The following is a 13,405-nucleotide window of genomic DNA, read 5'->3' as shown; positions in this document are numbered from 1 at the left end:
CGTGAACGAGCCCGCCATCGATTCCGGTGGCGGGCTCGTTCGTCTGCGCCTCGACATCGCTTACGACGGAACCGATTTCGCCGGCTGGGCGACGCAGACCAACCAGCGCACGGTGGCCGGCACCGTCGACGACAAACTCACGACGGTGTTCCGCACGCCGGTGATCACCCGAGCGGCGGGCCGCACCGACACCGGTGTGCACGCCACCGGTCAGGTGGCCCACGTGGACGTCCCCGCCGACGCGATCCCGCTGGCCCATCCGCGCACCCCTCGCGACGAACCCGAATTCCAGCCCCTGGTGCGGCGCCTGTCCCGGCTGCTGCCCGAGGACGTGCGGGTGCTCGACGTGGTGCGCGCACCCGCCGGTTTCGACGCGAGATTCTCTGCGCTGCGGCGGCACTACGAGTACCGGTTGTCCACCGCCACCTATGGTGTGCAGCCACGGGACGCGAGGTTCGTGACGCCGTGGCCCCGCCGACTCGACGTCGACGCGATGCGGGCGGCATCACGGGAACTGTTCGGCCTGAACGACTTTGCGGCGTTCTGCCGTCATCGCGACGGCGCGACGACGATTCGCGATCTACAGCGGCTCGACTGGGTGTGCGACGGCGACTCCATCACCGGTCACGTCACCGCCGACGCGTTCTGCTGGTCCATGGTGCGGTCGCTGGTGGGTGCGCTGCTGGCCGTGGGGGAGGGGCGACGCGAACCCCGGTGGTGCGCCGAGCTCTTGACGTCGACCCGGCGGTCCAGCGACTTCGCGACCGCGCCCGCCCGCGGCCTGACGCTGGTCGGCGTGGACTACCCCGCCGACGAGGAGCTCGAAGCGCGGATCGCGGTGACCCGCGACAAGCGAACGGCCGACGAGGTGGGTCGCGGTCGCGCGAACTAGACTCGCGCCGCGGCGAAGTCGGCCGCCTCGTTCACCATGCCCGCATCGATGTACGCCTTGGCCGCGTGGTCGGTCCAGTTCTTCTCCCACGTGTTCGGGTCGGCCGGATTGCAGATCGGGTCGGCGCCGTGGCACATCTCGATGGTCCGCTCCCGGTACACCGGGCTGAATGCGCCGATGGGTCCAGCCCACGCGCTGCCGTTGCCGAACAACGCGACGGCGGCGATGTGCTGCTCGGCGTCCGGTGGCAGCGGGTTGTCGAAGCCGAAGAAGGCGAACGGCACGGCGAGCGCGACGTCGGTCACGGCGGCGCCGAGGGAGTACCCGCCGAGCACGATGCGGGTGTCGGGGCAGCTCGCCATCGTGCTCTGCACGCGCGCGCTCATGTCGTTGGCGCCGACGTCGATCTGGTTGTCGGCCGGGTACTGCACCGCGTACAGGTTGACGTTCTTGCCGCTCTTCTTGCGCAGGGCGCTGACGAAGGTGTTGCCGATCTGTCCGGGGCCCGCGGGTTCCAGGCGGCCCCGCGCGAAGATCACCTCGACCGCGGGACACGCCGCGGAGGCGGTCGGGATGCCGATCGCGGTGACCGCGGGGGTCACCACCAAGGCTGCGGCGGCGGCGACCGTCGACAGCGCGACGGCGGCGAACCTGCGAATCAGCTGAGGGGTCACCTGCGCGATGCTAGCCGACGTCGTCGACCCCCCGTGGTGGTCGGTTAGAGCAAACCGGCGACGAAGTTTGCGGCGGCGTTTGCCGGACCGCCGGCGTAGGCCCGGTGGGCCGCAACGTCTTCACCGTCGGTTTGGCAGACGGGGTCACCGGCGTTGCAGAGGTCGATGGACCGGCCACCCCAGATGGGGCTCGAGGTCAGCGGCAACCCCAGCTTCGCCGACGGGTTGCCGAAGGCGACGAGCGCGGGGACGAAGTCGGGGGTGTTGGGCGGCAAGGGATTGTTGAACCCGATGGCGGGGAACGGCACCGCGGCGATGACGTCCATGACGGCCGCGCCCTGCGAGTAGCCGCCGAGTACCAGCTTGGTGTTGGGGCAGGCGCCCATCATGTACTGAATGTGGGCGCTGGCGTCGTTGGCGCCCGTCGCCGCGGCAAGGAAGTCGTAGTCGGCCGGATAGACCACGGCGTAGGTTCCGACCGATCGACCGCCGACCTTGGACCGCAGCGCGTCGACGAAGGATCCGCCTGGCAGCCCCAAGCCCGGTGCCTCGCTGGTGCCGCGCGCGAAGACGACCTCGATGTCGGGGCAGCCGTCGGCGGACGCCGGAGCGAGGCCCAGACCCGTCGTCGGAATGGTCGACATGACGGGAGCGACGACGGCGAGGCAAGCCGCAGCAACGGCGAGAGTCGTTCGTCTAACAAGATCGAAGGCCACGCCGAATGGTAACGCGTAAATCAGCTAAACGAGTCCGGCCACGAAACTCGCGGCTTGCGGGATGAAGGCCGACGACTCGTAGTGGGTGTGGGCGAACGGGTTGCGGCCGTCCGAGCAGATGGGGTCGCCGTCGGCGCACAGGTCGATGGCGCGGCCGCTGAAGGTGGAGTTGGTGATCGGAATGGAGAACTTCGCCGACGGGTTTCCGAACACGGCGACCGCGGCAACGTTGCCGTCGAGGGCCACGGGCAGGGGCGGCGCCGACCCGACCTCGCCGATCTTGTTGCCCAGCGGCGGGATGCCCGCGAGCATGTCCATGACGGCCGCACCCTGGGAGTATCCGCCGAGCACGAAGCGCGTGCTCGGGCACTGGGCGACCGTCGTGGCGATGAAGTTGGTGGCGTCGGTGGCGCCGTTGGCCGCGGCGAGGAAGTCGTAGGTGGCGGGGTAGTCGACGCCGTAGGCCGCGATCGTGCGGCCGCCGAGCTGTGGGGTCAGGGCGTCGAGCAGGGCCTGGCCGACGCGGCCGATGCCGGGCGGTTCGCTGGTGCCGCGCGCGAAGACGAGCTGGACGTCGGGGCAGGGCTCCGCGGACGCCGACGGGGCGGCGAGCAACGTCGCCACGGTGCAGGCGACGGCCGATGCGATTGCGGCGATGCGGGCCGACATCCTGAGCAAGGTCACTAGCTCATCTTCACATATTCGCGTTGACCGGGGCCAACCGTTCGGTCCGGTCGCCCTGGCGGGCCAGCACCAAGCCGGCGAGGACCACGACGCCCCCGACGACCTGAATCACCGCGAGGGCTTCCCCGAGTACCACCCACGCCGTCAGCACGGCGAACAACACCTCGGAGAGGCCGACGAGCGAGGCGAACCTCGGGCGCAGGCGGGCAACGCCCATGATGCCCAGCGTGTACGCGATCGCGGTGGGGATCAACGCCATCGCCACGACCGGTACGAACCACGGCGTGGTGAATCCGGCGACCACGGTGTCGCGCGCGGTGAAGGTCATCGGCAGCAGGTGCGACGCTCCGAGCAGCGCGACGGCGACGGCCCCGACGATCAGGCCCGCTGCGGCGAGCGTGACGGGGTTCAGGCCGCCCTCGTCGCTGGGGTCCGAGCTCACCTGGTCGGACATCATGAAGTAGCACGCCGCGCAGACGGCGGCGACCAGTCCCCACCCGACGCCGACGAGGTTGATGTGGGCGTCGGAGAATACGTTGAGCACCAACATGATTCCGGCGATGGCAAGCGCAACCCCGGCCAGCGTCAGGTTGCCCGGCCTGCGGCGGGTGGTGGTCCACAGCCATCCCACGACGAGTACCGGCGCGGTGTATTCGAGCAGGAGCGCCACCCCGACGGAGAGATGCGAGACGGCGTTGTAGTAGCAGAGTTGGGCGCCGGCGATGGGGATGACGCCGTACGCGACGACCGTCTTCCAATGCGCGAGCGCTTCGCGAACCCAGCTCGGGTTGATCGCGGTGGCGAACATCGCCATGGCGACGGCGCCGCCGGCCAGTCGCGCGGTCACTGCGGCAGTCGGGCTCCAGCCGGCTTCCATGAGCGACTTGCCGAGGGGGCCCGACATGCCGAACGCAAAGGCCGAACCGATGGCGAGCAGCAGGCCCGTCCGAAAGTGATCGGCGGTGGGTCGTACGTCCGTCGTGGCAGTCACGCGCCACCTCCTGGCATGTAATGAGTAAAATGATTGTTGGTCGTGACGCTACCGTCGAGAGGAGTCATGAGTCAATTGAATTTCAGTCATGACACGGAACTCACTCTTCGTGCCGCGTGCGTCCTCGTCAACACCGATCGGGTGGACGGCGAGCGGCTCGACGACATGGCAACGCTCGACGACTACCTGGACGGATTCGGCTGGACGGGACGCCGGGACAGGGACGACGCCGAACTGGACTCCGTCCGGAAGCTGCGCGCGCGGGTCGGCAAGATCTGGGATCACGCCGACGACGAGGAACGCGTCGTCGGTCAGGTCAACGCCCTGCTGAGCGACACCCGGGCCGCACCGTGGCTGACGCGCCACGCCGAGATGCCGGAGTGGCATCTGCACCTGGCGTCCATCCACGACCCGCTGTGGCAGCGCATGGGCGCGGAGATGGCGATGTCGCTAGCCGACCTCATCCGCGCCGGGGAATTGCGCAGGCTCAAGATCTGCGCGGCGCCGGACTGCGCGGCCGTCCTGGTCGACCTCTCCCGCAACCGGTCCCGCATGTTCTGCGACACCGGCAACTGCGGCAACCGTCAGCACGTCGCGGCCTACCGAGAGCGCCGCGCCCACGAGGAGCACGACTGACGCGGAATCGGTGATCCGGTGGCCGCCGCAACGCCGTTACCCTCGAATGTGGGGGGCACATGGTTCGGCAACCGGCAACACGATTGCAGCTAAGCGGACGGCGCTTTCTCGCGCGCCGCATGATGCACGCACTGGTGCGCAGGGACGTCGCGATGTTCGACGATCCGCTACGCGCGCAATCGATCTCGCTCGCCGCGGGTGGCGTCGTCGCAACGCTGGTCGTCGTGGCGGGGGCCGTCGTCGGGTTGGTGCGCGGCAGTGGCGTACCCGACGCCGCGCCGATCGTGATGGCCCGCGACACCGGCGCGCTCTACGTGCGCGTCGGCGACACCCTGCACCCCGTCCTCAACCTCGCCTCGGCCCGGCTCGTCGCACGATCGGCCGCCACCCCGGTCGCGGCGGCGGAGGCGGCGATCGCCCGCCTCAAGCGAGGGCCGTCGATGGGCATTCCCGGGGCCCCGTCGTCCATCGGTCAACCCCTGCGCGATCCGGCCTGGACCGTGTGCGACGACGACCGCACCGTGGTCGCCGTCGGCCGATCCGACGTCGACCACCTCGACTCGACCCGACCCGTCCTGGTGACCCCGCACGGCGAGGGTGCGGCCACCACCTACCTTCTGTACGAGGGTCGGCGCGCCGCGGTCGACCTGCGAAACCTCGCGGTGGTGCGCGCACTGCGCCTGGACGGCGTCGCCCCCGTGCCGGTGTCGCGGACCCTGCTCGACCTGGTGCCGGAGGTGCCGGCGATCGCCCCGCCGCCGATTGCCGACCATGGAGCGCCGGGCCCCGTCTCGCTCCCGGGTGCGACCATCGGATCCGTCGTGACGGTCCGGCGCACCGACGCCGTCGAGCGATACGTCGTCCTACGTGACGGGCTCCAACGGGTCGGCGAGGTCGCGGCCGATCTCATCGGATACGCCTACGACACCGCCGGCCGACCGCCGACGAGCGTCGCGCCGGCCGCCGTCGCGGCGCTGCCCGTCGCCGACCAACTGCCCATCGGCTCCTTCCCCTGGCAGGCCCGCACGCCCGTCGGCGCCGCCGACGGATACGCCGTCTGCGCACGCTGGCAACCGGGTGGCACGGCTCGGACCTCGTCGAACACCGTTGTCGCCAGCGGTGATTCGCCCTATCGAGACGCTGTCTCCGTCACGGCTCTCGCGCAGGCAGACGGGACGGGACCCGACGTCGACGCGGTCGCGATGCCGGGTGGCGCCAGTGCCGACGTCCGGTCGGCGCGCATCGTCGGCGACGACGGCTCGACGGGCGCCCGGTTCCTGGTCAGCGACGCGGGCGTGGTGTTCGGCGTGCACGACGACGACACCGCGACGTTCCTCGGGCTGAGCGGCGATCCCGAGGCGGCGCCGTGGCCCGTGCTGGCGCACCTGCCGCGGGGACCCGAACTCAGCGTCGACGCCGCCTCAGTCGTTCGCGACGGACTCCCGGCGCCGTCGTAGCCGACCCACGGACAGGCTCATCGCGGCCGTGGCCGCCGCGACGCAGGCCGCCGCGCCGATCAGCGAGACGCGGCGGGGCGAGGAATCGGCCGCATTGTCGAGATCTGTTGACTGCGTGCTGAATTCGGGTGACGTCGACCGCGGCGGTGAGGCACCGTCGGCGGTGACGGCGGCCAACGCGTCGACGACGCCCCGGCCCACCCAGGGATCCCACCCGGCGGCCGGATGGCGTGCGGTGTCGGTGATCCGGCGCATCACCTGTCGCGCCGTCAGCTGCGGAGCCGCCGACCGCACCAGCGCGACGACACCCGCGACCACCGGCGTCGAATAGCTCGTTCCCGAGATCGGCTCGGCTCCCGTCGAATTCGTGACCGAGTCGGTGACGCCGTCGCCGTCCGGGCTCAGCGAGACGACGCCCTCGCCGATCGCGGCGACGTCCACCCACGGCCCCGACAGCGTGAACGCCGACGGCCGGCCCGCGCGGTCCACCGACCCCACGGTCAGCACGTAGTCGTCGTACCACGCCGGACTCACCACGACGTCCACGGCGTCCCAATCCGGTCGACCGGGACGGGCCGGGTCGGGCGGCGGATTCTGCCGCGGGCATTGGCCCGAGCCGCCGACGTTGCCCGCCGCGGTCACGACGACGACGTTCTTGACGTCGACCGCGTAGGCGAGCGCGGCGCCGAGGGTCCGGTCGTCGAGTTCCCGATCGGCGGACGCACACGCGACCGAGGAGACGTTGACGACCGTCGCTCCCGCATCCGCGGCGGTCCGGATTGCCGCAGCCAGGGTCTCGACGTCGCCTACCCCCGACCCGCCGGCGCCGTCGGCCGGCCGGAACAGGTTGCTGGACTGACGGATTGCCAGGATGGAGGCGTCCGGCGCCACACCGCTGAAGGCTTTTCCCGGCGCCGCGCCGATGATGCCGGCGACGATCGTCCCGTGCCCGTCGCAATCCTGGGTGCCGTCACCCGTCGAGACATAGTCGCCGCCGGGAAGGAGGTGGGGCAGCAGGCGATGTCGGGCGACGCCGGTGTCGATCACCGCAACCGTCTGGCCGGCCCCCTTCGTCAGCCGCCACACCGGTTGGAGTTCGGCAAGGTTCGACTCGGTCGGGGCGGTCTCGTCGGCGGGTGGACTCACCCGACACGCGTCGGTCTGCTCGGTCGGGGTACGCGGCGCCGGCGGTCGCGCCGGTGGCAGCAGGGCGTCGTCGACCGGCGGTGGCGGTATCGCGGCGGCCGACGGAGCCGTCCACACCGCGGTGAGGACCGCCACCACGGCGGCGGTCCGGGCGGTCCTCACGACACCCCGAGCGAGGCGTACGCGCCACCGACCCAGCACGCGACGGGGACCACCGCGACCAGGGCGCCGTACTCCAGTCGGTCGAGCATCCGGCACACCGTGGGACCACGGCTGGGGCGCCGCACGGCCGCCAGTCCGATGGCGACCAGCAGGCACGAGACTAACCCCAAACCTTCCGGCCGGGTGTTCAGAAGAGCCCACCCGCCGGCGACCATGGCGACGAATCCGCCTGCTGCCAAGGCGATTCTGCGATCGGCGTCGACGTGGGTCCGGCCGCGCAGCACCAGCACCACTCCCACCAGGCCCGCGAAGGGAGCGGCGCCCGCGCGGCCCGCGACGACCGTCACCACCGCACCCGCCGCGGCTCCCGCGGCGGAACCCGCCACCAGCCCGCTCAGAACGGCGTGGCCCGCCGCGGCGGAGGCCGCCAGGTCGCCGTGCCAGTGGTCCGGTCCGAGCCGCGCGGCCAGGAGCGCCAACCGGGGCGCGAGGGTCAGCAGGGCGATCGCCGACGTCGAGAGTGCCGCTCCGACCACGGTCAGGGGCATTGCGGCGACGGTGACGGCGGCCACCAGGGACGAAAGTGCCGCGACCGCAATCAAAGCCGCGGATTGGCGACCCGAGAGACGCAGCATCAGCAGGGCGGTCGACGACGCGGCGGCCGCCGCCAGGAAGACGTTGGGCGCCGCCGGGCCCGACGGTACGACGAGGAAACCCGTGGCGCCGGCCAGTGTCACCACGCCGAGACACGACGTCGTGGAGTATCCGGTGACGACCGCCGCGACGGCTGTGGCCACCGCCGCGGCCGCGCAGATGACCGCGTGGGTGGTGGACCCGTCGGAGCCCGCGGTACTGGCGAGCGCCAGGGCCGCCAGGGTCGTCGCGAGTACTGCCACCGCGCCGGGAAGCCAGCCGTCGCCCCTCGGGCCAACCGGCGGCGACTCGGCGACCTGCTGAGGAGCCGCGCGCCGTACCGGTCCGAGTGCCGGCGCGGTGTCGGAGTCCAGGATGAGCAGCTCGCCGTCCCGAATGTCGTTGTCCTCCAGCGACGTCGAGTCGTCCACGCGGGCGCCGCAGGCGCGCTGCAGGCGCCAGCGACGGGCGACCCCCTCCGGCGGGGCCGAGACGCCGACGAGCTCGACGATCGTGGGCAGCAGCTCGGCCACGAGCGTTCGCGACGGCAGCACGAGGTCGACCGCCACCGGATCACCGTCGCGGTCGGACTGAACGCAGACCTTGGACACCGACATCTCACTGACGGTAGCGGCACGGGAGGGCCGCTCGCGGCGGCAATTTGGCGTTCCCGCGAAGGGAACCAAATTGCCGCCGGCAGCGTCCATTCAACGATGGGATCTTCATGCCAGCGCCGCCTGCGTCCCCCGCCGTTCGACGACGGCGAGGTCGTCGTGGAGCAACCACCCGCGGTGCCGAAGGATCCACCTGTCAATCTCGTCGGCAGACTGCTCCCGGTGGTGATGCTGCTCGCGATGGGTGGGATGACGGTGCTGTACTTCACCTCGGGCGCGGCGTCGGCACGCAGTCCGGTGTTCCTGTTCCTCCCCGTCATGATGCTGGTGTCGGTGCTCGGCTCGGTCGCCTACCAGTCCAGGGGAGCACGCCGGGGTGGGGAGCTCGACGCCGACCGGCGCGCCTACCTTCGCTACCTGGACGAGCTCGACGAGTCCCTGGCGAGAACCGCCGCGGCGCAACACGAGTCACTGCACTGGAGCCACCCCGACCCAGGTGCGGTGTGGACGCTGATCGGCGGTGCCCGCATGTGGGAGCGCCGCCCCGGCGACGAGGACTTCTGCCACGTGCGCGTCGGCACCGGCCCCCGTCCGCTCGCCACCAGGGTGGTGGTGCCGGACGCCGCGGGGTCCGACGCGCGGGATCCCGTGGTGGACGACGCCGTCGACCGCGTGCTCGCCGACCGGTCGACGGTGCCCGGTCTCCCCGTCACCCTCGACCTGACCGCGCATTCGCGCATCGCCGTGGAGGGGGAGACGAACGCCGCCCGGGGCGTGGTCCGGGCGCTGGTCTGCCAACTGACCGTCCTGCACGGCCCCGACGTGGTTCGGGTCACGGCGGTCGGTGACCGCGCGGATGCGCACTGGGACTGGCTGAAGTGGCTTCCCCATCACGGTGTTTCGCCGGAGTCCCGGCCGCGGGCTCGTCACGTACTGATATTCGACGGCCAGGCGGAGGAGACACCCGGCGCCGACACCACGACGATCGCCGTCGGCCCGCTGGCCGGCGAGTGTGTGCACCTCAGGGTGGACGGCACCTCGGCGGTGGAGCACCCCGACGCGGTGACGACCGCGCAGGCGGTGGTCTGCGCCAGAGGGCTTGCGCCGTTTCAGGCGGCGTCCGCCGCCGTGGCCGACGGTGCGGACTGGGCCGACCTGGTCGGCGTTGGCGACGCCGACCGCCTCGACGTCGAGCGGACGTGGCGACCGCGACCGGTGGCCGCCCGCCTTCGGGTGGCGATCGGCCTGACCGAGACGGGGCAGCGGGTGCAGGTGGACCTCAAGGAGGCCGCCCGCGGCGGCATGGGCCCGCACGGCCTGTGCGTGGGCGCCACCGGTTCCGGCAAGTCCGAGTTCCTCCGGACGCTGGTCCTCGGTCTGGTCGCGACGCACGGACCCGACGCTCTCAACCTGGTCCTCGTCGACTTCAAGGGCGGAGCCACGTTCCTCGGGCTCGAACGCCTCCGGCACGTGGCGGCCGTGGTGACGAATCTGTCCGAGGAGGCTCACCTGGTTTCGCGCATGAGGGACGCGCTCGCCGGGGAGATGACGCGGCGCCAACGGGTGCTGCGGGCCGCCGGGGGCTTCCCTGGCATCACCGACTACGACGACGCCCGCGCCCGCGGGGCCGAGCTCCCGCCGTTGCCCGCGCTGTTCATCGTCGTCGACGAGTTCTCCGAACTGCTCAGCCAGCACCCCGACTTCGCCGAACTGTTCGTCGCCGTCGGTCGTCTCGGCAGGTCCCTGGGCATGCACCTGCTGCTGGCCAGTCAGCGGCTCGACGAAGGCCGGCTCCGCGGGCTCGAGACCCACCTGTCCTACCGCATCTGTCTGAAGACGTTCTCCGCCAGCGAATCCCGCGCGGTACTTGGGACCGCCGACGCCTACGAGCTCCCCGGCACGCCGGGTGCGGCGATTCTCAAGACCGCCGCCGGTGACCTCGTCCGGTTCCGCAGTGCCTACGTGTCCGGGCCGGTTGCCGGGGCCGTCTCGCGTAACGACCAGACGGCCAGGCGCTTCACGGCCCGCGACGCCGAGCACGCACCCACTCGCCACGAGCCGGCGCGCACGTCGCGAGCGCTGCTCGACGTCGTGGTCGACGGGCTCGCCGATCGTGGAGAGCCGGCCCACCGGGTCTGGCTTCCGCCGCTCGACGCCTCGCCGAGATTGCGCGACCTCCTCGGCAAAGCGGATGGGTTGGCGCCCCTGGTGCTGCCGATCGGGTTGGTGGACAACCCGTTCGAGCAACGTCGCGACACGCTGACGATCGACTTGCGGGCCGCCGGGGGCAACGTGGCCATCGTCGGCGGCCCACGGTCGGGCAAGACGACCGCGCTGCGCGGCGTCGTCGTCGGTCTGGCGGCGACCCACGATCCCGAGGCGGTACACGTGTACGGGCTCGACTTCGGCGGCGGGTCGTTGTCGTCACTGCGGTCGCTGCCCCACGTGGGCGCGATCGCCGGCAGGCTCGAGCGCGACCTCGCCCGCAGGATCGTCTCGCACGTGCAGGCGCTGGTGCGGCAGCGGGAGACCCGGCTTCGCGAGGGACGTGGCGACGCGTCGGATTGCAGTGCGGCGTTCCTCGTGGTCGACGGCTGGGCGGTGGCCCGGCAGGAATTCGACGGGATGGAGGAGGCCGTCACCGCGATCGCCACGCAGGGTCTTTCGCTCGGGGTGCACGTCGTCGTCACCGCGTCGCGATGGGCCGACATTCGGCCGGCCCTGAAGGATCAGCTCGGCACCCGCGTCGAACTGTGTCTCGGCGACCCCGCCGACTCGGAGATGGACCGCAAGCAGGCCCGCCTCCTGGGCACCCGCCCGCCGGGACACGGAATCACCCGTGCTGGACTGGAATTCGTCACCGCCGTGCCGTGCGCCGACGGCACCGACGTGGCCGCGGTGGCCGCCCGGTTCCCGGATCGGGCGGCACCGGCCGTCCGCCTCCTTCCGGCGCGGGTGGCCCATGCCGACGTCGTCGGGCAGGCCGGTGCCCGGATGGCCGTCGGTCTCGGCGAGGACGACCTGCGGCCGATGCCCATGGACTTCGCGACGCATCCGCATCTGCTGATCCTCGGTGCCAGCGAATGCGGCAAGACCGCCACGCTGCGCACCCTGTGCCGGGAAATCGTGCGCACCAACGGACCCGACGCTGCCCGCCTGCTCGTCGTCGACTTCCGCCGCACCCTGCTGGGCGTCGTCGAATCCGACCACCTGCTCGGATATGCGATGTCCACGGCGTCGGCGGAGGCCCACGTGGCCACGGCCACGCGCATGCTGACCGACAGACTGCCCGACGAGCGGGTGACGCAGCAGCAGCTCCGGGACCGGTCGTGGTGGTCGGGGCCGGAGGTGTTCGTGGTCGTCGACGACTACGACCTGGTGGCGGGCGCGTCAGGCAACCCGTTGTCGCCGCTGCTCGACCTGCTGCCGCACGCCAAGGACCTTGGTCTGCATCTGGTGATCGCCCGCCGCTCCGGCGGTGCCGCGCGGGCGATGTTCGATCCAATCCTGGCCCGCACCAAGGATTTGGGTGCCGCGGGCTTGATGATGAGCGCCAGCCCGGACGAGGGGGTGCTGCTCGGCTCGGTGCGTCCCGGACCGTTGCCGCCCGGCAGGGGCACGCTGATCCGCCGGGGCCACGCCGACCACCTCGTCCAGGTGTCGTGGACCGAGCCGCCGTGAGCGGCGTGGTCGTGGTGGTGGGGCCCAAGGAGGTCGTCGGCCGCGGCGCGGTGGATCTCGAGCTGGCGACGACCGCGCTGGAGTCCCTCGACGACGCCCACGCGCTCGTCGACGACTGCGTGGTCGGCGTCGACGATTTATGGCGAGACCTGGTCGGGTCGGCTTCGGACGGTCCCTGCAAGCGGCTGCTGCTGATCTGCCCGTCGTGGTGGGGCACGCGGCGGCTCGCGCGCGTCGCGACCGCGGCCAGGCACTGGTCCGACGACGTCGTCGTGGTCCTGCGCTCGGAGGTGTGGCGCACCGAGCCGGTCGTGGTGGAGCTCGGACCCGAGCTCGTGATCGTCCACGCCGACGGTCGGCGGCATGCCATCGCGCGCGCGAGCCATCCGGCCGGCATCATCGAGGCCGTCGTCGCCCACGTCGACGGGCGGCCCGCGGTGACGGTCGACGCGCCGTCGGGCGTCAAGCTCCTGGGCGCCGATCTCGTTCGCGCGCTTCGATTGCGTGGCGCCGACGTGACGCTCGAGGACGACCGGTCGCTCGTCGCCGCCGTTGGTGGCGCAGCCGATGCCAGGGCGCTCCGTCGGCATCTGACGCCGCGCACGGTGGGGGTGGCCGCGGCGATCCTGACGGCCGGTGGGTTGGCGGCTGCGGCGGTGGGCGTCGACGGCCGCCCCGCGGATCCGGCCGACGCCTGGTGGTTGGTGGAGGGCCGGGTCGCCGTGGAGGTTCCCGCCGCCTGGACCGTCGAGAGGGTCACGACGGGGCCGGGTTCAGCTCGCGTGCAGGTGAGCTCGCCCGGCGACCGTTCCGAGGTGATCCACGTGACGCAGTCGCGAGTGCCCGACACCGAGACGCTGGACTCGACCGCCGCGGCGTTGGCCGCCGTTCTCGTCGGTCAGCCGCAGGGGACCTTCGTCGACTTCACGGCGGCCGACGAGCGCGCGGAGCGCAGCGTCGTCACCTACCGGGAGGTGCGCCCCGATCGGCGGGTCGACTGGACGGTGCTGCTCGACGGGGGAGTGCGGATCGCGATCGGTTGTCAGGGCACCGGACCCGCTCCCCAGGACGCCTGTGACCGGGCGATCCGTTCGGCGCATGCGGTCGAGCGAAAGTGAT

11 protein-coding genes are annotated in these 13,405 nt (G+C 71.8%); 5 read left to right on the top strand and 6 right to left on the bottom strand.

Annotation, left to right across the window (positions count from 1 at the left end; translation table 11 throughout):
* Position 1: 1 nt before the first annotated feature.
* A complete protein-coding gene (gene truA, locus H7J06_RS01330) occupies positions 2-892 on the top strand; it encodes a tRNA pseudouridine(38-40) synthase TruA (protein ID WP_264036288.1) in 891 nt (296 codons plus the stop codon).
* On the opposite strand, the gene H7J06_RS01325 is transcribed toward truA, so the two are convergent.
* From H7J06_RS01325 to H7J06_RS01310, 4 genes are all read right to left on the bottom strand, one after another.
* Positions 889-1,566, bottom strand: a complete 678-nt coding sequence (locus H7J06_RS01325) for a cutinase family protein (RefSeq protein ID WP_264036286.1) — start codon at positions 1,564-1,566, stop codon at positions 889-891. The two genes, truA and H7J06_RS01325, sit on opposite strands and share 4 nt — an antisense overlap.
* Positions 1,567-1,610: 44 nt before the next feature.
* Entirely contained in the window at positions 1,611-2,210 is a 600-nt protein-coding gene (locus H7J06_RS01320; RefSeq protein WP_275078831.1) for a cutinase family protein, read from the bottom strand.
* A gap of 96 nt (positions 2,211-2,306) precedes the next feature.
* Positions 2,307-2,951, bottom strand: a complete 645-nt coding sequence (locus H7J06_RS01315; RefSeq protein WP_264036595.1) for a cutinase family protein — start codon at positions 2,949-2,951, stop codon at positions 2,307-2,309.
* Positions 2,952-2,976: 25 nt separating this feature from the next.
* On the bottom strand, positions 2,977-3,957 hold the full coding sequence (locus H7J06_RS01310; protein WP_372515205.1) for an EamA family transporter: 981 nt from the start codon (positions 3,955-3,957) through the stop codon (positions 2,977-2,979).
* Positions 3,958-4,032: 75 nt separating this feature from the next.
* On the opposite strand from H7J06_RS01310, the gene H7J06_RS01305 reads away from it, so the two are divergent.
* The gene (locus tag H7J06_RS01305; protein WP_264036592.1) at positions 4,033-4,593 is read left to right on the top strand and encodes a CGNR zinc finger domain-containing protein; all 561 of its coding nucleotides are present in this window, start codon (positions 4,033-4,035) and stop codon (positions 4,591-4,593) included.
* Between the two features lie 59 nt (positions 4,594-4,652).
* Positions 4,653-6,050, top strand: a complete 1,398-nt coding sequence (gene eccB, locus H7J06_RS01300) for a type VII secretion protein EccB (protein WP_264036282.1) — start codon at positions 4,653-4,655, stop codon at positions 6,048-6,050.
* Here eccB and mycP read toward each other — a convergent pair.
* Positions 6,015-7,358 carry a type VII secretion-associated serine protease mycosin gene (gene mycP, locus H7J06_RS01295; RefSeq protein WP_264036280.1) on the bottom strand — a complete coding sequence of 448 codons (1,344 nt, stop codon included), beginning with the start codon at positions 7,356-7,358 and terminating at the stop codon, positions 6,015-6,017. The two genes, eccB and mycP, sit on opposite strands and share 36 nt — an antisense overlap.
* Positions 7,355-8,608: a type VII secretion integral membrane protein EccD gene (eccD, locus tag H7J06_RS01290; protein ID WP_264036278.1), complete on the bottom strand. Its 1,254-nt coding sequence runs from the start codon at positions 8,606-8,608 to the stop codon at positions 7,355-7,357. The genes mycP and eccD overlap by 4 nt, the downstream gene beginning before the upstream one ends.
* Positions 8,609-8,704: 96 nt before the next feature.
* Between eccD and eccCa the strand changes: the two genes are divergently transcribed.
* Both eccCa and H7J06_RS32285 read left to right on the top strand, forming a co-directional pair.
* The gene (gene eccCa, locus H7J06_RS01285; RefSeq protein ID WP_264036276.1) at positions 8,705-12,286 is read left to right on the top strand and encodes a type VII secretion protein EccCa; all 3,582 of its coding nucleotides are present in this window, start codon (positions 8,705-8,707) and stop codon (positions 12,284-12,286) included.
* Complete coding sequence (locus tag H7J06_RS32285) at positions 12,283-13,404, top strand: type VII secretion-associated protein (protein WP_264036274.1); 1,122 nt, start codon at positions 12,283-12,285, stop codon at positions 13,402-13,404. Before eccCa ends, H7J06_RS32285 begins: the two co-directional genes overlap by 4 nt.
* The last annotated feature ends 1 nt before the right edge of the window (position 13,405 follow it).

The organism is Mycolicibacterium hodleri, assembly GCF_025822245.1.
GTDB lineage: Bacteria > Actinomycetota > Actinomycetes > Mycobacteriales > Mycobacteriaceae > Mycobacterium > Mycobacterium hodleri.
Note: the sequence above shows the minus strand (reverse complement) of the source record. Positions and strands in the feature narration are given on the sequence as shown.

Excerpts from the sequence above, each read along its gene's own strand:
- H7J06_RS01320 (WP_275078831.1), bottom strand. The coding sequence starts at position 2,210 with ATGTCGACCATTCCGACGACGGGTCTGGGCCTCGCTCCGGCGTCCGCC.
- H7J06_RS01315 (WP_264036595.1), bottom strand. The coding sequence starts at position 2,951 with ATGTCGGCCCGCATCGCCGCAATCGCATCGGCCGTCGCCTGCACCGTG.
- eccCa (WP_264036276.1), top strand. The coding sequence starts at position 8,705 with ATGGGATCTTCATGCCAGCGCCGCCTGCGTCCCCCGCCGTTCGACGAC.
- eccD (WP_264036278.1), bottom strand. The coding sequence starts at position 8,608 with ATGTCGGTGTCCAAGGTCTGCGTTCAGTCCGACCGCGACGGTGATCCG.
- eccB (WP_264036282.1), top strand. The coding sequence starts at position 4,653 with ATGGTTCGGCAACCGGCAACACGATTGCAGCTAAGCGGACGGCGCTTT.